Raw genomic sequence first — 18,261 nt, 5'->3', positions numbered from 1 at the left:
CGTGACCCGGCCCGCAGCCCGCTCGCTGGACGAAATGCCGCCGAGATCGCGATTCTCGGACTTTCTGGGCATCGAGATCCTGACCTGCACCCCAGAGGAAGTCGTCTGTCGCATGACGATCACGGAGGATATGGGAAATCGAAACGGGGTGCTGCATGGCGGTGCGCTGATGACCCTCTCGGATACGGCGGCGGGCACGACTGCGTTCATAAATACACCGAGCGGGGTCACCAACACGACGGTCGAGGCAAAGACGAATTTCCTGCGTCCGGTGAAAGTTGGGGCAGTGCTGACGGCACGCTGTGTGCCGCTACATGCAGGGCGCAGCATGATGGTTTTGCAAGTCACCATGACGCGCGATGACGGCAAGATAGTCGGTGTGACCACACAGACTCACATGTTGATGCAGTGGAAAGACCGACCCCAAGCGGAGGAGGAAAAAAGATGAGTGGGACCGATATCGACAGGCTGGGGCCGCAAGCCGCGTATGAGGCGCATCTGGCCGCAGGACGTTTCATGATCCAACGTTCCGCAAGCACCGGCGAGTGTGTCTTCTGGCCGCGCGTCACGACGCGGAGCGGCGCCACAGATCTTGAATGGATCGAAGCGCAGGGGACCGGGACTGTCTACGCCATCACGGTGAATCGGTCCCGAAGCGGCTCGTATAATGTCGCGCTGATCGATCTCGATGAAGGAGTGCGGATGATGTCCACGCTCCCCAACGTTGAAACGGCGCCGATCGGATCGCAGGTCAGGGCGCGGATCGAAGACGGGGCCGATGGTCCGCGTGTCGTTTTCGATCCCATCGGAGAGGATGAGGCATGAGTCGGCAGGACATCAGGGGTAAGAGCGCCATCGTCGGAATGGCAACCGCTGGCATCGGTGAAGCACCCGGCTTTACGGCGATCGAGCTTCTGGGGCAGGCCGCAGTCAAGGCTGTGGCAGATGCCGGTTTGAAGCTGCAGGATATCGACGGCGTCTTCGCCGCCACCAGCAGCCACGCTTTCCCGACGATGAGCGTGGTCGAATATCTGGGTCTGAGGCCGAGTTTCTTCGACAGCACCAATGTGGGCGGTTCGAGTTTCGAGCTGCATCTGTTGCAGGCGACCTTGGCGCTGCAGGCTGGGCTCTGTGAAGCGGCACTGGTCTGCTATGGCTCCAACCAGCGGACCGCAGGCGGCAAGCTGGTCTCGATGAGCGAACCGCAATGGCATGAAACGCCTTACGGTCCCCGCCATCCGATCACGGCCTATGCGCTGGCGGCAAGTCGCCATATGGCCGAGTATGGCACGACGCGCGAGGATCTGGCCGAGGTGGCGCTGGCCGCTCGCAGTTGGGCCAACCTTAATCCGGAGGCTTTCGCGCGTGGGCCGCTGACCAAGGAAGATGTCCTGTCTTCCCGCATGATTTCCGATCCGCTGAGCAAGGCCGATTGCTGTCTTGTGACCGACGGGGCGGCGGCCTGTGTGCTGGTCCGCGCCGACCGCGCCAAGGATCTTTCGGCGAAGCCGGTCTATTTCCTTGGTGGTGGGGCGGCGAATTATCACCGCTCGATCGTCGCGATGCCGGATCTGACCAAGACCGCTGCCGCCGAGAGCGGTCCGCGAGCGCTCGAAATGGCGGGTGTGTCGCGCGATGAGATCGATTTGGTCATGCTCTACGATGCCTTCACCATCAACACGATCCTGTTCCTGGAAGATCTCGGCTTCTGTCCCAAGGGAGAAGGCGGACGCTTTGTTCAGGACGGGCGCATTGCGTCGGGCGGTGATCTGGCGGTGAACACGAATGGCGGCGGGCTGTCCTGCGTGCATCCCGGTATGTACGGGCTGTTTCTGATCGCTGAAGCGGTCGCCCAGATCCGCGGTGAAGCTGGCGATCGTCAGATCCCCGATTGCAACCTGGCGTTGTGCCACGGAAACGGCGGCACATTGTCCAGCCAGTGCACGGCCATCCTTGGTGCCGAGGCGGTATTGTGACGAGCGCGCCAAATATCGACCGACTGATCTCGCCGCGCTCTGTGGCTGTGATCGGGGCATCGGAGGACGTCACACGGATCGGCGGGCGGCCGATCGCCGCGATGTTGAGGGCGGGTTATGCAGGGCATATCATGCCGGTCAATCCCCGGCGGGAAAGCGTGCAGGGGCTGCCTTGCTATGCCAGCGTGAACGATCTGCCCGAGACGCCGGACGCCGCGCTCATCGCCGTGCCCGCAAAACTCGTCCCCGAGACGATTGATGCGTTGGGCCGCAAGGGTTGCCGGGCGGCAACGCTGTTTTCCGCTGGCTTCGCCGAAACCGGAAACGAAGGCGAAGCGGCGCAGCGTGATCTTGCCGCGAAGGCACGGGGTCTGGGAATGCGGCTTCTCGGGCCGAACACGCTGGGCGTCTATAATGTCGATATCGGCTATTTTGGCACGTTTTCATCCTCGCTGGACACCGGGCACCCTCTGCCGGGGAATATTGGCATCGCCAGCCAGTCGGGCGCGTTCGGGGCTCATCTCGGTGCACTGGCGCGGGATCGCGGCCTGGGCTGTTCAGTCCTGATCACAACCGGGAACGAGGCCGATATCAACGTCGCCGAGGCGATCCGGTGGATGGCCGACAGCCAGAGCATCGATGTGATCTGCACCTATATGGAGGCGGTGAATGATGCAAAGGCACTGCTCGCGGCCTTGGATGCCGCAAGGGCGGCGGGCAAGCCTGTCCTGGCGCTCAAATCGGGCCGCTCCGCCGTCGGGGCTCGCGCCGCCGCTTCGCATACGGCATCGTTGACCGGCGACGCCGTGGTGGCTGATGCGGTGCTGTCGGATCACGGAGCAATCATTCTGCGCGATCCGGAAACCATGATGGATATCGCCTATGCCGCGTCGAAGGGAATATTTCCCTCGCGACATTCGCTGGGGGTGATTACGGTCAGCGGGGGTGCCGGTATCGTTGCCAGCGATGAGGCGGAAAGGACCGGCCTGCCCATGCCGGCGATGCCCGACGAGGCACAGGCGCGGCTGAAGAACGTTCTACCCTATGCCTCGCCCGTCAATCCGCTCGACTGCACGGCGCAGGCGCTGAACGATCCGTCCTTGCTAGAGCAGTTCACGCGTGCCGCGCTGGAGGATGGAGGATACGGGGCGGTTCTGTGCTTCCTCACCTATGTCGCGGGGAGCGCGGCGATGGCGGACACGATCCTGAAGGCAGTAAAGCCGCTACGCGCCGCATATCCCGACCGGATCATCGCGTTCTGCGCCCTTGGCCCCTCTGAGGTCTTGCGCCGTTACGACGACGCCGGAATCCTCATCTTCAGCGATCCCTGCCGGGCGGTGCGGGCATTGGACGCTGTGCTGAGGATCGGCTCGGACGACGCTCAGGGCGGTCGCCCGGCCCTGCCCGACATAGCTTCGGTCGACTTGCCCGCAGAAAGCCCGGATGAAGCCGAGGCGAAGGCCATTCTGGCCAGCGTCGGGATCGAGGCCGCGCCCGAGCGCACCGTAAACGACGCCGATGAGGCGGTCACGGCGGCGGATGGCCTTGGCTATCCGGTCGTGTTGAAGATCCTGTCGCCGGATATCCTCCATAAATCGGATATCGGGGCGGTGAAGCTGAACATCCAAAGCGCTGATGAGGTTCGGACGGCCTATGCCGAAATCCTCGATGCGGCGGCGACGAGGGCGCCGGGCGCCACCGTGACAGGCGTGCTCGTGGCACGGCAGTTATCTGGCGGTGTAGAATGCCTGATGGGGATCAATCGCGACCCGACATTTGGCCCGGTGGCGGTGTTTGGTCTGGGCGGCATTTTTGTGGAGCTTCTGAACGACGTGGCTCTGCGGGCCTGCCCGTTCGATCCTGAAACCGCGAAAGAGATGATCCTGTCGATCCGCGCCGCCGCGATCCTGCAGGGCGCGCGCGGCGCAGCCCCGGTCGATATCGGCGCGCTGGCGCAAATGCTGTCGCGGCTGTCGGTCTTTGCGGCCGGTGCGGGCGAACGCCTTGTTTCGGTTGATCTCAATCCGGTTCTGGCAATGCCTGATGGGCAGGGCGCATTCGCTCTGGATGCGGTCATCGAGTTGCAGCGGGAAGGGATGGGTTCCGATGGCGATTGATTACGATCATCTGTTGAATTTCGACATTCCGGAAATACGGCAGAGCTATGGCGCTGCCGAGGTCGCGCGATACGGGTTGAGCGTCGGCCTAGGGCAGGACCCGCTCGACATGCGGCAGCTTGCCTATCTCGACGCGCTGAAAGACGACCGCCGCGTCATGCCTGCCATCGTGAATGTGCTCGGCCATCCGGGATTTTGGCTGGCCCGTCCCGAAACCGGGGTGGATGCGGTTCGTCTGGTTCATGGCGAGCAAGGCATGACCATCCATCAGACCATCCCGCCCGAGGCCACCATTGTCGCGAAAACCCGCGTCACCGGATTGGTCGACAAGGGCGAAGGCAAAGGCGCGCTGCTGTACTATGAAAAGCAGGTGCATGACGAAGATAACGGGGCGCTTCTGGCCACCTGCCGCGGTACGACCTTCCTTCGCGGCGATGGCGGGTTCGGCGGCCCGACAGGCCCAACCAAACGCGCGCATCAACTGCCCGATTCCGCGCCTTCACATGTCTTCGACACCCCGACACGGCCCGAGCAGGCGCTGCTCTATCGCTGGAACGGCGATCCCAACCCGCTGCATCTCGACCCGCGCGCGGCTGACGCCGCAGGGTTCGAGCGGCCAATTCTCCACGGTCTGTGCAGCTTTGGCCTTGCCGCTCACGCACTTCTTGCGGTGATGTGCGATTACGATGCCGAGCGCTTCGGCGCCATGGATGCGCGCTTCACCGCTCATGTGTTCCCGGGCGAAACCCTCAGGACCGAGATCTGGGATGACGGCTCGTTCCGAACCATCGCTGTCGAGCGAGACAAGATGGTTATCGGCAATGGCCGCTTCCAATACAGGACCGAGGCATGAGCGTTCAGACAGAACTTCTGGACAAGGGGCTGTGTGTCATCTCGCTGAATGAGCCGGCGCGCCGAAATCCCATCGGCCATGCGCAACGTCTGGAGTTGACCGCCGCGCTGTCCCGGGCCGAGGCTGACGAAACGGTGCGCGCGGTTGTCCTGACCGGGTCCGGCGGGCATTTCTCGGCAGGCGGCGACATTCGTGACCAGGCAGAGCGCAGCCTGGCTGAACATCGCGAAAGATTTGCGGCGATACGGGATCTCGTGACCCGCCTGTCCCGATTTTCCAAACCTCTGGTTGCCGCCGTCGAGGGCTGGGCTGCGGGGGGTGGCTTTGCGCTCGCGCTGGCCTGTCCTTCGGTGGTGATGGCGGAGGATGCGCGCTTCGTGGCCAGTTTCACGCGGATCGGACTGATCCCGGATATGGGCCTTCTATCCACCTTGCCCGCCCGCGTCGGTCCTGCGCGGGCGAGGCGGCTTTTGCTTAGCAACCGGGTCGTCGAAGCACATGAAGCGCTAGAGCTGGGCCTTGCAGATGAGCTGGCCGCACCTGGCGAGGCTGTAGCCATCGCAGGCCAGAGGGCGCTTGACGAGGCCGAGGGCGCTGCCATGCCGCGCCAGTTCATCATCGACTGGTTTGCGCGCGATATTTCCGAAGCGCTTGATTACGAACAATCGGTTCAACCGATCTTGCTGAACAGCGCCGACGCCGCCGAAGGTCGCGCCGCCTTTGCCGAAAAAAGAGCTCCGCTGTTCGGGGGGCGCTGATGCCGGACGGCTCTGGGTCTCGCCGCTCCGGGTCTGGGTCCGTCTCTGGAAATCTGGTTTCCATGCGCAGAGCGCTGATGCTTTTCGTCATGCTGAGCGCGGTGACGCTGATCTTCGTTCAGATGCAGATCCTGCTGGCCGCCGCTGCGGTGGCCGTTCTGTGCTATCTGCTTCTTGCCTGGCCGCAATTCACCATCGGCACATGGGTGCCGGTCCTGCTGTCGGCTCTGGCGCTTGTGGTCGCGCTCTGGCGCGGAACAGAGGCTGAGGTGCTGTGGCAGGCGTCGGATCGAATGGTTTTTCTGGCGGCGCTGATAGCGATGCTGGGCACGCTGCGTTCGGCTGCGGCGATGGCCCCGGAAGTGGCGCAGGCCGGACAATTCGTCACCAGCCAGCCTGCTTCGCGCCGCTATCTCGCAATGACCTTCGGCGGCCATCTGTTCGGGGTGCTGATCAATTTCGGGGGTTTGGCGCTGTTGCTGGACATCGCAAAAACCTCTGCGACCGGACCCGCCCGGATGGATCTGCCGCCCGGCGTTCAGGAAGCGCGGCTCAAGCGCATGTCATTGGCGGTCATCCGCGGCTTTTCGATGATCTCGCTATGGTCGCCTTTCGGCTTCGCAACCAATGCCATCCTCATTACCATACCCGGGATTGCGTATACGGATTTCGGTCCTCTGGGCTTTGCGATGACGTTTATATTCATTGCGATCGGATGGGCTTTCGACCGTGGCGAGGGCAGGGTTTTCCTCGGCATGCGCCTGCCGAGCCAGAGACCGCCGCCTGGAAGCTGGATCAGCGCGGCGATGCTGGTCGGCCATGTTGCGGCGCTGGGCATGTCGGTCTTTCTTCTTCACGATCTGGGCGAAATAAGCTTTCAGCAGGCGCTCATCATTGCCGTGCCGGCATATTCCGCAATCTGGGCGATTGCGGTCGGCCGCCGCGTTTCCGGGGCAGCTGGTGGCAGCCTGATCCGTGCCGGACAGATCAGCTGGCGACGCCTTTCCGATCTTGGCCCGGAGGTCGGGGTTTTCGCCTCTGCCGGGTTCTTGCCGGTGACGCTCTTGGCGCTGATCCCCGCCGAAGACCTGCGCGCGCTGATCCTGACGCTCGATCTCTCTCCGATAGCGCTTGCAGTCGGGTTGTGCGTGTCTGTCGTTGGCTTCGGCCTGATCGGTGTAAACCCGATCGTGGTCTCGTCCGTGCTGGGCGCAATTGCCGCTCAGCTTGCCGTGCCAGGGCTGAGCAATGCCGCGATTGCGCTTGCCATCACAGGGGGCTGGACGGCGGTCATCGGCTTGTCGCCATTCATCACCACACTGACTATTGGAAGCGCGATCCTCGGACGGTCGCCGGTGCGGATCGGGTTGATCTGGAACGGGCCCTATTGTCTCGTCATTCTGATCGTGTGGGTCGTGCTGCTTTCGTCGCTGATGCTCGGCGGAGTGATCTAGCAAGCCCGCATTCTTTCAAGCCAGAGCCGCGGCGGTAACCTATAGCGTTGTGCCGGGCCATTGCTCTGATGTCACGAGAGAGTGGATCTCGGCAGTCAGGAACTCTGCAAACTTGCTGATCAGCCGTGAGCTGGGTCGGTTCAGCGGGCTCATCAGGATCAGCGTCCGGTCGATCTTGCTTCGCTCGATGCGCCGGGCGACCAGCCTCCCCGACGTTACATGCTGTATCACGCTGGCACGCGGTAGGATGGTGCTGCCGAGCCCGCGTTCGACGAAGGCCAGCATGGTCGGAAGGATATCCACTTCCAGCACGATATCCAGCGTAATGTCGGCCTCTTGGGCAATCGTCTCGATGCGGCCGCGCAAACCGTGTTCGCGGTCAGGCAGGATCAGAGGCTGCGCGAGCGCGGCGCGCGCGCTTACCGGCGATCCCTCTTTTGCGCCGTCAGCGTCCGGAGACTGGATCAGAAACAATTGCTCGATGATGATCGGGCGGGTCTTGATCGAGGGGGATGTCTGCCCTTCATAGGCGACGCCCAGATCAATCTTGCCGCGCAACAGCCAGTCCTTCACATGGCCGCTGAACCCCGAGATCACCCGCAGCTTAACATCGGGATAGGTCTCCATGGTCCGCTCGATCAGATGGGTCGCAAGAATCTCCGAGACGGTGGGCGGCAGGCCGATGGTGATGGTGCCGGATAGCGGCGCGAGGTTGCCCGAGATCTCGCCGGCCAGCTCTTGCACATCTTCGAGCACCGTGGCAGCACGGCGGGCCAGAATGATGCCCTCCTCGGTCGGCATCACGCCGCGCCCGTGGCGGCGCAGAAGCGAAACCTGCAGTTCTTCTTCGAGAGATTTGATCTGTCGGCTAAGTGCGGGCTGGGCAATGTTCAGACGTTCTGCCGCGGCGGTGATACTGCGCAGTTCGACGACATGGATGAAGTTTCGAAGCTGCCTGAGGTCCATTTATTCCCAATTTATATGGCAGTTATACTAATAATGCATTTGAAATATAGCTTCCAGTCTCACACACTCGGGGTTCAGGGAGGAGGTCGTCGAATACGTTGCATAAATGGGCGCGTCCTTAGCGGATGGCGTTGATCGAGGACCGGCGTAGCGACGAACCTCCATATGAAGTGGAGGAATAGATGAACCCCAGGAAGCATCTTGGTGTGGCACTCGGTGGCCTTTTGGCGCTTTCGGCCGTTCCGGCCCAGGCGCAGGAAATGCCGCAAACCATGGTATGGACGGCATATGACGTTGGCTCGGCAGGTTATGCCGAAGCTTCCGCCATTGCCGATGCATTTGGCCGTCAGTTCGATACCCGCGTCCGTATCCAGCCGTCCGGCAGCGGTATCGGGCGCCTGCAGCCCTTGCTACAGGGCACCGCAGATTACGCGTTCTTGGCGACAGAGGCGTTTTTCATGGGCGAAGGCGCCTATGATTTCGCGACGCCTGACTGGGGTCCGCGCCAGCTGCGCGCGGTGGCCGGGCGGCCAGCGGGTATCACCCTTATCACGGCCGCGGATGCCGGGATCGAGACGGTGGCAGATGCGCGCGGCAAAAGGATCGCTTTCGTTGCCGGGAACCCCTCGGTCAACGTCAAATGCGAGGCGATTCTGGCCTTTGGCGATCTGACTCTCGACGACGTCGAGGTCGTGACATTCCCGACCTATGCCTCGGCGATGTCGTCGATGACGCGCAACGAATCGGATGCGACCTGCACAACGCCGACCACCAGCCAGCTTTACGAACTCGCGGAAAGCCCGCGCGGCATTCATTACGCACCGCTTGAGGCGGATAATACCGAGGGATGGGAGAAGCTTCTCAACGTATTGCCGATCATGGGGCCGTCTGATGAGGACATCGCCGCCGGGCTCCCCGAGGGTGAGATCGCCAAGATGGCCGCCTATCGCTACCCGGTGATTACCACCACTGCGGAAAAATCCGCTGATGAGGTCTATGCCTTCATCAAGGCACTGGACGAGACTTTCGATCTATACAAGGACGGCACCGCGACGATGAACCGCTGGGCGCTCGATGTGTCCGGAAAGCCGGCCATAGATGTGCCGTTCCACGAAGGTGCAATCCGGTATCTGAAGGAAAAGGGTATCTGGACCGATGAGGATGACGCCTGGAACCAGAAGCGCCAGGCGCGGATGGATGCTCTTGTTGCCGCTTGGGACGAATTCAAGCCTGCAAACGAGGATCTGTCGGAGGAAGACTTTGCTGCCGCGTGGATGGAACGTCGCGCTGAAGTCGTGGCCGGTCTGAACTGATCGGATTTTCATATCGACCGCCCCGGCAGCCTTCCTGCCGGGGCCGACATCTTCGGTTCAGGGCGTAGACATGAAGTTACCGGGTAACGACGATCAAGGCGGGGCAGTGCCCGCGGCGCCAGCCTCGGCCAAGGTAGAGAGCGGACCCGCAAGCTGGCTGGTCATGTTGCTGGGATTCGTTGGTGTTTTCATGGCCATCAACCAGCAATTCCTGCTGAACATTTTCGGGTTTCAGCCGCTGGGCAACGCCTATCTCTATTACCTGATTGGCATATTCCTCGCCGTCGCGTTCCTGACACTGCCGATCAGTTCGACGCGGCAGGGGCAGCTATTCGGACTGAATCTGGTGCTGGCGGTGCTGGCATTGGTCAGCGGCGGGTGGCTGGGTTATCACGGGCTGCAGATCATTCAGCAGGGTTGGGAATACGACGCACCGTTGATCGCCGACATAATGGCGACGATCCTGATCCTGCTGGTGCTGGAGGGGGTGCGGCGCGCGGGTGGAACGATCCTTCTTTTTACCGCCCTGCTATTCGGGACATATCCACTTTACGCCGACTCCATGCCAGGCTTCTTATGGGGCACGGAGTATTCGCTGGTCGGCACGATCCGAGCCCATGTGCTGGGTGTCGAATCGATCATCGGTATCCCGATGCAGGTTGTCGCCGAGCTGGTGATCGGTTTCGTCATCTTCGGCTCGGTTCTCGTGACGACCAAGGGCAGCGATTTCTTCATGGAATTGGCCTCGGCGCTTCTCGGCCACAGCCGCGGAGGACCGGCAAAGGTGGCGGTGATGGGATCAGGCATTCTGGGATCGCTCTCGGGCAGCGTGATTTCGAATATCTTGACCTCAGGGCCTTTCTCGATTCCGACAATGCGCAAGGTTGGCTATCCGGCAAGCTACGCCGCAGCGATCGAAGCATGTGCATCGACCGGTGCGACATTGATGCCGCCGGTCATGGGCACGGTGGCCTTCGTCATGGCATCGTTCCTGGGTGTGCCCTATTCTTCGATCATCATCGCCGCGGTCATTCCAGCCCTGCTGTTCTATGCTGCGCTTCTTTTCCAGGTCGACATGTATGCCGCCCGCCGCGGTCTGGAGGGGCTGCCGCGCAGCGAAATCCCGCCAGTCTGGCCCGTACTGAAATCCGGCTGGCCCTATTTGCTGAGCCTCGCCGTCCTGATCTTCGTGCTGATGGGTCTGCGTATGGAAGCGCGCTCGCCCTATTACGCCTCAGCCGTGATGCTGGTCGCAACGGCATTTCGCAAGGAAACCCGTCTGACTCTGAGCCGGGCGAAAGAACTGCTTTTGGATGTCAGCAAAAACATTGCCGCTCTGGTCGCGGTGCTGGCCGGTATCGGCCTGGTCGTGGGCGGCCTGTCCTATACCGGCGTGGCTGGGGCGTTTTCCCGCGAATTGCTGCTTTACGCGGGTGGCAGCATCCCGCTGATGCTGCTCGCCGGGGCGATCACGAGCTTCGTGCTGGGCATGGGGATGACGGTGACGGCCTGCTATATCTTCCTGTCGATCCTGCTGGCCCCGGCGCTTGTGCAGGCCGGGCTGCATCCCATCGCCAGCCACCTGTTCATCCTTTATTGGGGAATGTTGTCTTATATCACCCCACCAGTGGCGCTGGCGGCGATCACCGCGGCGAATGTTGCCGGGTCGAAGCCGATGGAAACCGGGTTCCGCGCCATGCGGCTGGGAATGCCGCTGTTTTTCCTGCCCTTCATTTTCGTCTACGATCCAGCCCTTATCATGGATGGAAGCCCGCTTCGGATCCTGGAAAGGATCGTGCTAACGCTGATCGCGATCTGGGCGATCACCTCTGCCTTCGAGGCCTGGATCTATAAGGTCGGCAGGATCGGCATCGTCAGCCGTGTGGCCACCGCGGTTGGCGGAGTTCTGGTCATCGTGCCGGAATTGATGACCAGCGTCATCGGTGCGGCTGTCCTTGTCGTGGTGATCGGGATCAATCTTGCTCTGCGGCGTAACGGCAGCGCTGCGGGGGCCTAGCTTGGTGATGCTATGATAGACAAACGTGTTTCTGATATGGCCGAGGCCGTGGCCCCGATCTTCGACGGGGCAAGCGTGATGATTGGCGGCTTCGGATCCTCCGGCATTCCCTTCGGCTTGATTGACGCCCTGCTGGATCAGGGAGCGAAGGAACTGACCATCATCTCGAACAACGCCGGGGCTGGCGAAACAGGGATAGCCAGGCTCCTGAAAGAGGGGCGTGTCGCAAAGGTCATCTGTTCCTATCCCCGTTCTCCCGGCTCGATCTGGTTCGAGCGGCGGTTCGAGGCGGGCGAGATCGCGCTAGAGGTCGTGCCGCAGGGCACGCTGGCCGAACGGATCCGCGCAGCCGGTGCCGGGCTGGGTGGATTTTTGACACCCACAGGATATGGCACGCGTCTGGCCGACGGCAAGGAGACCCGGATGATCGATGGGTTGGGATATGTGCTCGAAGCGCCGCTGCATGCCGATTTCGCGCTGCTTCGGGCCGAGCGGGGGGATAAGTGGGGCAATCTCAGCTATCATGCGACGGCCCGGAACTTTAATCCGGTGATGGCAGCAGCAGCGCGCCACTCTATCGCCGAGGTCCGGCATTTATTGGATGAGCCGCTCGATCCTGAAACCGTGGTGACGCCGGGAATCTTCCTGCAAAGCGTCGTGGAATACGGGGTGCGTCCATGAACCGACTGACCGATAACGAACTGGCTGCACGCGTCGCCCGCGATATTCCCGACGGCGCCTATGTCAATCTGGGCATCGGCAAGCCGACCCATGTCTCGACCTATGTGCCTGAGGGGCGAGAGGTGATCTATCATTCGGAAAACGGGGTTCTGGGCGTCGGCCCGGCCCCGGCCGAGGGCGAAGAAGATCCCGAGTTGATCGACGCCAGCAAAAGGCTGATCACCACCGCTCCGGGGTCGGCCTTCTTCGAACATGCCGACAGCTTCGCGATGATGCGCGGTGGGCATATCGATATCGCCGTGCTGGGCGCCTATCAGGTCGCGGAGAATGGTGATCTCGCGAATTGGGCCACCTTGGACGAGAAATTCCCGCCTGCGGTGGGTGGGGCGATGGACCTTGTCGTCGGTGTTCCGACGATCTTCGTGATGATGCGTCACACTGATCGCGATGACGGGCCGAAATTACTGAAGCGCTGCACATATCCCCTGACCGGTCTGGCTGTTGTCAACCGCGTCTACACCGATCTGGCAGTGCTGGACGTGACGCCGGACGGGTTCCGCCTGGTCGAGCTTACCGAGGGCAACTCGCTGGAAGAGGTCCAGTCGGTCACCGAAGCCCGGATTCTGCCGCCCGTTTGAGCGACGCTCCCGTGCGGCAAAATTGCAGAGAGGATGCAAGGTGCACGCAGAAACCATCAGCAATGTTCCCGATAGCCGGGGCAGCAATCTCTATCGCGCCGATCCGGTCTTTGCGGCGCTGCTTTCAGTCTATCTGCCAGAGCCGCTGCGCACGACATTACAGCCGCAGATTGACCGCATGGGGGCACTTGCCGGAGGCCCGCTGGAAGAGCTGGCGCTGAGCGCGGATCAGAATCCGCCGGAGCTGATCCTGCGCGACCGCACCGGTGCCGAATGTCAGCGGATCAAGAAACATCCCGCCTATCAAGAGTTGGAGCGGGTGGCGTTCGGCGACTTCGGTCTTGCCGCCATGTCACACCGGGCAGGTGTCTTCGATCACCCCGATAAGCTGCATCCGCTGGCGAAATACGCACTTGTTTATCTTTTTGTGCAGGCCGAGTTCGGGCTCTGCTGCCCGCTCAGCATGACCGACTCGTTGACGCGCACCTTGTGCAAATTTGGCTCGAACACGCTGATCGATCGCTATCTGGATCGGCTGACCAGTCAGGATATGGACAGCCTGTTTCAGGGCGCGATGTTCATGACCGAGCAGGTTGCCGGGTCTGATGTCGGTGCCATCCAGACGGTGGCGCGGCGGACAGAAGAGGGTTGGCGGCTCTACGGTGATAAATGGTTCTGTTCGAACCCGGATGCGGAACTGGCCATGGTGCTTGCCCGGCCGGAGGATGGCGGCGAAGGCACCAAGGCGCTGTCGCTCTTCCTGCTGCCTCGCCATTTGTCAGATGGCAGGCTGAATGCCTATCGCATCATCCGCCTGAAGGACAAGATGGGCACACGCTCGATGGCGTCCGGCGAGATCGTGCTGGAAGGCGCAGAAGCCTATCTGGTCGGCGATGCCCAACAGGGTTTCAAGCAGATGACCGACATGATCAACATGTCGCGCCTGGCCAATGGCGTGCGCAGCGCCGGGCTGATGCGGCGCTCGGTCTTCGAGGCATTGTTCATCGCCCGCAACCGCAAGGCGTTCGGCAAGCGGCTGATCGACATGCCGCTGATGCGACGCCAGCTGGCCAAGATGCTGCTCTGGTCCGAGCAGGGGCGCAGCATGGTGTTTCACACCGCGCGGGTGCTTGATGCGGCCGACCGTGGCGATGCGGCAATGGGTCAGGCGCTGCGCATCCTCACCCCGCTGATCAAGTTCCGCGTCTGTCGCGATGCCCGAAAGGTCGCAGGGGATGCAATGGAGGTACGAGGCGGCTGCGGCTATATCGAAGAATGGTCCGATGCACGTGTCCTTCGCGACGCGCATCTCGGCTCGATCTGGGAGGGCACCAGCAATATCGTTGCTCTCGACGTGGCGCGGGCGGCGCGGCGAGAAAGTGCCTTGTCGGCGCTAGGCGATTACCTTGAGATGTGCCTGTCCGAGGTAGAGGAGGATCTGGCGAAGCCACATCGCGATGCCCTGCACCGCGCGATCTCACTGATGCAGCGTGTGGCAGGGCGCGATGCGCCGGCAAACGAAGCCGAGACGCGCCGCGCGGCGACGGCTTTGTATCATGTCTCATCATCTGTGTTCATGATGTGGGAAGCTGCGCAACTTGCGGAGGAACACCCGGAAATTGCCGCGGACCGCGTCCATCTGGCTCAGATGGTTCTACAGCATCGTCTTTCCGCTTCCGATCCGCTTGCGCCGGCCGAGGACGAGCCCGCGTGGTTGCCGGAGCTTTTGGCGCGCGCAGCAATTGATGGCGATGTTTCGGGGAAGGAACCGGCATGACTTCTGGCATGAGCATAGCGGAACGTCTGGCAGATTTCGCGGCTGCTGCACCCCGGTTCGACGACACTATGGAGCGCTTTGTCCGGTTCTCACTTTTCGACTGGGCGACCGTCGGTATTGCCGGCCGGGATGAGCCGGTGGCTCGGGCTGTCCGGAAAATGGCCCTAGAGAATGCGGTCCTGTCCTCTGGTGCAACCCTGTTTGGCGGAGGCTCCGTCACCGCAGCCGCGGCTGCTCTTGCCAATGGCGCGACCAGCCATGCGCTGGATTACGACGACACGCATTTCGGTCATATCGGTCACCCGAGCGTCGCGGTGATCCCCGCCGCCGTGTCGCTCGCCGAGATCGGTCGCACCGACGGTCAGGCTTTCATCCATTCGGTCGCCATCGGTCTCGAAACCGCATGTCGCGTCGGCGCCTGGCTCGGCCGGGCGCATTACGATGCCGGGTTTCATCAGACTGGCACCTCGGGGGCGTTCGGGGCGACCGCCGCTGCGGGCCGGATACTCGGGCTCGATACGGATCGGATGGCCGAGGCATTCAGCCTGACCGCCACGCGGGCCGCGGGGCTGAAAAGCCAGTTCGGGACGATGGGAAAGCCGCTGAATGCGGGTTTCGCCGCTGAGGTGGGAGTGACATGTGCGCTTTTGGCGCAGGCCGGAGCAATCTCGACCCGCAGCGCAATCGAGGGGGTGCAAGGTTTCGGCCCCACCCATGCCGCTGAGGCAAACCAGGCCGCTTTTGATGGTCTGGGGGAAAACTGGATATTCCCGAGCATTTCCTACAAGTTCCATGCCTGCTGTCACGGCTTGCACGCGATGCTCGAGGCACTGCGCAGGCTGATCGCTGAGGGACTGCCTGTCGACGCTGTCGAGCAGGCCGAGATCCGAACCAACCCTCGCTGGCTTGCGGTATGCGACCAGCCCGAGCCAGCTACCGGCCTACAGGCCAAGTTCAGCTATCGATTGACGGCGGCGATGATGCTGGCCGGGCTGGATACTGCGGCATTGGATGTCTACAGCGATGCAACATGCGCTCGCGAAGATCTGTGCGCGCTGCGCGACCGGATCAGTGTCACCGGCGATCCAGAGCTGACCGACAGCCAGGCTAGGATCACCGTCATCGCCAATGGGCGGAGCTATGAGGCCTTTCACGATATCCTCGCCGATATGGACCCGGATAAGGTCGAGCAAAGGCTACGCGAAAAATCCGCCACGCTTCTTGGGGCCGCGCCGGCGCGGGAACTGTGGCAGAGCGTCACCGAGCTGGGTCCGCGAAAACAACTTTCCGGCTTGATTGCGAAGATCGCTAGTGCGTGACATCAGAAAGGGCCTGGAGGGGCGGTGACTCTGTATGCCGATCAAGCCCCTATGAACCGTTCAGGCGTAGCTATGCGCCTCGGCTAACCCGTCGAACTCAGCAATACCGCTCCGGGCCGCGCCACTGCACTTCAGAGTATCGATCTCCATGTGCCCACCCGACAGGCAGAGCCTCTTCGATCCGGTCGAGATCCTCTGTGCTCAAGGTGATGGCCGCTCCCTTGGCGACTTCTTCGAGATGCGCGGTGCTTCGCGTTCCTGGAATGGGGATCACAGACGTGCTGCGATGTAGCAGCCAAGCGATCGCAAGTGTTGCGGTGGCCAAGCCCATCTCTGATGCAAGGCTGCGGAAGCGGTCGGTTGCGGCGTGATTGGCCCCCAGGTTCGGTTCCACGAAGCGCGGATTTTCCTTCAGAAATGCTGACGCTTCTACCCTGGCGCGGTCCGGCGGTGTGTCGGTCAGAAGACCTCGGCCCACGGGCGAAAAGGCGACCAGAGACGTCCCCAGGGTTTCGCAACACTGAACGAGGCCAAGCTCTGGTGCGCGAGTGCCAAGGGAATATTCCGACTGAACTGCCGCTACCGGATGAACGGCAGCCGCACGGCGCAATGATGATGGCGCGATCTCGGAGAAGCCGAAGGCACCGATCTTTCCCGCGCGAACGAGGGTCGCGAGCGTATCGGTGACCTCTTCAATAGGCCGATTGGCCTCGCGCCGGTGGACGTAGAATAGATCGACGTGATCGACCCCGAGACGCGCGAGACTCGCCTCGATCGAACTTGTCAGTTCGGCGACGCTGTTGTCGTAATACCGTGCGCCTGTATTCGCATTGCGGCAGATCCCTGCCTTGGTCGCAAGCCGGAAGACTGGACCGCGATCGGCAAGATAGCGGCCGATGACCTCCTCCGAGTGGCCCATGCCATAGACATTCGAAGTGTCGAGATGGTCTATACCCAGTTCCCGAGCGCGGTCGAAGAGGGCGAAGGCTTCCTCTTCTGTTGCCGGGCCGTAAAAGCCCGAAATATTCATGGCGCCGAGACCGATTGCGGATAGCTCGGGCCCGGCCTTGCCCAGTCGGCGTGTCTTCATCTTTCAGTTCTCCCCGCGCAATAGAGGCTGCTCGATCAACAGCGGCCCGCCGGTTTTCTGCGTCATCTGCGATCTTTTCATCGGATGATCCTCGTTAGAGCAATATCCTCAGTCGGTCACGCGGCATGCCGCGTCGATGGAGGGCTCCTCGGCGGGGGCACCAGGCCCTTGAGATAGCATAGGATTGAAATTGTCCAAACTACGTCCAGGCGAATTTACCAATTTCAGAGACGCTTGCTACGAAAGGGCGAATGCTCGCGACATTAGGTAAAGATTCGCTCGCTCTGCCCGTTCTTGCATTGCCGACCGATTGCACCTTCATCCGGCATCGTCTTGCGCAGTCAGTGGCTTTGGGGGTCATTTCCGTTGCAGGAGAGAAAACCGACCTGACCATCTGCCGACGGACGCGCGAGGTAGATCGCTGTATCGAGTGTCTCGGCACTCACCCGACAATGGAAGGCAGCGGCGTTTCCCGGGAAGTCACCGAATTCGATAAGCGGGTCGCAGACATCGAGAAAGCGCAACTCAGACCTCGGATAGGCTCAGCAGGGGACGGCCCGCGAAGTAAGCCGCAATGTTGTCGAGAACAAACTGTGCCATCGCCCGTCGTGACTCGACCGTGGCAGAGCCGATATGCGGGGTCAGTATGCAATGCGGCGCCAGCTATGCTGCCCTGTCTCAGGGCGCGCGCAGGTGCTACAGCATCGACCACCGGCCCGCGGGAAACGTTAACGATGATTCCATCAGGCCCAAGCGCGTCGAGCACCTCTGCATCGACAAGCCCACCTGTTTCGGGGCCACCGGCCGCCGTTACGAAAAGAAGATCGCATTCCATCGCAAGGGCAACCGCATCAGCGCAAAAGCGATCCGGCGTTGCTGTCCTTTCGTGGCGGGCGGTGTAGCATAGCTCCAGCCCCATGCCGCGCAAAAGCTCGGCCAGCCTGCGGCCGATCCGACCATATCCGAGTATTCCCGCCCGGCGCTCCAGGACCGAGCGGCCCAGCCAGAATTTATCCCCGGCGGCCCAGCTTCCCGACCGGATGAAGCTGTCGCCTCCGACGATCCGGCGGCCCACCCCAATTGCAAGACCCAAAGCCATCTCGGCCACGGCCATCGACAGGACATCGGGTGTGGTGATGACTGCGATTCCAAGGTGTCGCGCCTGCGCCAGATCTGTTGCATCGACCCCAACGCCGTTGACTGCGATCAACCGCAATGCGGGCATGGCATCCATCTGAGCCCGCGAAAGGCCCAGGCTTCCGGTGGTCAGAACAGCTTCGACTTTGCCGGCAGCGGCTATAT

At 61.9% G+C, this 18,261-nt stretch carries 16 protein-coding genes; 13 read left to right on the top strand and 3 right to left on the bottom strand.

The window, feature by feature from the left end; translation table 11 throughout:
- The first annotated feature begins 1 nt into the window (after position 1).
- From PAF18_RS12410 to PAF18_RS12380, 7 genes are all read left to right on the top strand, one after another.
- Complete coding sequence (locus tag PAF18_RS12410) at positions 2-448, top strand: PaaI family thioesterase (RefSeq protein ID WP_271116020.1); 447 nt, start codon at positions 2-4, stop codon at positions 446-448.
- The gene (locus PAF18_RS12405; RefSeq protein WP_271116019.1) at positions 445-825 is read left to right on the top strand and encodes a Zn-ribbon domain-containing OB-fold protein; all 381 of its coding nucleotides are present in this window, start codon (positions 445-447) and stop codon (positions 823-825) included. Before PAF18_RS12410 ends, PAF18_RS12405 begins: the two co-directional genes overlap by 4 nt.
- On the top strand, positions 822-1,976 hold the full coding sequence (locus PAF18_RS12400; RefSeq protein ID WP_271116018.1) for a thiolase family protein: 1,155 nt from the start codon (positions 822-824) through the stop codon (positions 1,974-1,976). The genes PAF18_RS12405 and PAF18_RS12400 overlap by 4 nt, the downstream gene beginning before the upstream one ends.
- Positions 1,973-4,093 (top strand): acetate--CoA ligase family protein, encoded by a 2,121-nt coding sequence (locus tag PAF18_RS12395; protein WP_271116017.1) that lies wholly within the window; start codon positions 1,973-1,975, stop codon positions 4,091-4,093. The genes PAF18_RS12400 and PAF18_RS12395 overlap by 4 nt, the downstream gene beginning before the upstream one ends.
- Positions 4,083-4,946, top strand: coding sequence for a MaoC/PaaZ C-terminal domain-containing protein (locus PAF18_RS12390; RefSeq protein ID WP_271116016.1), 864 nt, complete (start codon positions 4,083-4,085; stop codon positions 4,944-4,946). Before PAF18_RS12395 ends, PAF18_RS12390 begins: the two co-directional genes overlap by 11 nt.
- A complete protein-coding gene (locus PAF18_RS12385; RefSeq protein ID WP_271116015.1) occupies positions 4,943-5,704 on the top strand; it encodes an enoyl-CoA hydratase/isomerase family protein in 762 nt (253 codons plus the stop codon). The genes PAF18_RS12390 and PAF18_RS12385 overlap by 4 nt, the downstream gene beginning before the upstream one ends.
- 62 nt (positions 5,705-5,766) lie before the next feature.
- Positions 5,767-7,158 carry a hypothetical protein gene (locus tag PAF18_RS12380; protein WP_271116014.1) on the top strand — a complete coding sequence of 464 codons (1,392 nt, stop codon included), beginning with the start codon at positions 5,767-5,769 and terminating at the stop codon, positions 7,156-7,158.
- A gap of 39 nt (positions 7,159-7,197) precedes the next feature.
- Here PAF18_RS12380 and PAF18_RS12375 read toward each other — a convergent pair whose 3' ends face one another.
- Complete coding sequence (locus tag PAF18_RS12375; protein ID WP_271116013.1) at positions 7,198-8,124, bottom strand: LysR family transcriptional regulator; 927 nt, start codon at positions 8,122-8,124, stop codon at positions 7,198-7,200.
- 182 nt (positions 8,125-8,306) lie between these two features.
- On the opposite strand from PAF18_RS12375, the gene PAF18_RS12370 reads away from it, so the two are divergent.
- From PAF18_RS12370 to PAF18_RS12345, 6 genes are all read left to right on the top strand, one after another.
- Positions 8,307-9,437: a TAXI family TRAP transporter solute-binding subunit gene (locus PAF18_RS12370; RefSeq protein WP_271116012.1), complete on the top strand. Its 1,131-nt coding sequence runs from the start codon at positions 8,307-8,309 to the stop codon at positions 9,435-9,437.
- Positions 9,438-9,507: 70 nt separating this feature from the next.
- The gene (locus PAF18_RS12365; RefSeq protein ID WP_271116011.1) at positions 9,508-11,454 is read left to right on the top strand and encodes a TRAP transporter permease; all 1,947 of its coding nucleotides are present in this window, start codon (positions 9,508-9,510) and stop codon (positions 11,452-11,454) included.
- Between the two features lie 12 nt (positions 11,455-11,466).
- Complete coding sequence (locus tag PAF18_RS12360; RefSeq protein ID WP_353620659.1) at positions 11,467-12,135, top strand: 3-oxoacid CoA-transferase subunit A; 669 nt, start codon at positions 11,467-11,469, stop codon at positions 12,133-12,135.
- Positions 12,132-12,773 carry a 3-oxoacid CoA-transferase subunit B gene (locus tag PAF18_RS12355; protein WP_271116010.1) on the top strand — a complete coding sequence of 214 codons (642 nt, stop codon included), beginning with the start codon at positions 12,132-12,134 and terminating at the stop codon, positions 12,771-12,773. Before PAF18_RS12360 ends, PAF18_RS12355 begins: the two co-directional genes overlap by 4 nt.
- 40 nt (positions 12,774-12,813) lie before the next feature.
- Positions 12,814-14,550, top strand: a complete 1,737-nt coding sequence (locus PAF18_RS12350; RefSeq protein ID WP_271116009.1) for an acyl-CoA dehydrogenase family protein — start codon at positions 12,814-12,816, stop codon at positions 14,548-14,550.
- The gene (locus tag PAF18_RS12345; protein WP_271116008.1) at positions 14,547-15,869 is read left to right on the top strand and encodes an MmgE/PrpD family protein; all 1,323 of its coding nucleotides are present in this window, start codon (positions 14,547-14,549) and stop codon (positions 15,867-15,869) included. The genes PAF18_RS12350 and PAF18_RS12345 overlap by 4 nt, the downstream gene beginning before the upstream one ends.
- 97 nt (positions 15,870-15,966) lie before the next feature.
- Here the strand turns inward: PAF18_RS12345 and PAF18_RS12340 are convergent, their stop codons facing one another.
- Positions 15,967-16,959, bottom strand: coding sequence for an aldo/keto reductase (locus tag PAF18_RS12340; RefSeq protein ID WP_271116007.1), 993 nt, complete (start codon positions 16,957-16,959; stop codon positions 15,967-15,969).
- Between the two features lie 442 nt (positions 16,960-17,401).
- Positions 17,402-18,214, bottom strand: coding sequence for an NAD(P)-dependent oxidoreductase (locus PAF18_RS12335; RefSeq protein WP_271118126.1), 813 nt, complete (start codon positions 18,212-18,214; stop codon positions 17,402-17,404).
- Positions 18,215-18,261 lie beyond the last annotated feature (47 nt).

The sequence above is a fragment of the Paracoccus sediminicola genome, from assembly GCF_027912835.1.
Classification (GTDB): domain Bacteria; phylum Pseudomonadota; class Alphaproteobacteria; order Rhodobacterales; family Rhodobacteraceae; genus Paracoccus; species Paracoccus sediminicola.
The sequence above is the reverse complement of the archived record's forward strand: the minus strand, read 5'-3'. Positions and strand labels throughout refer to the sequence as shown.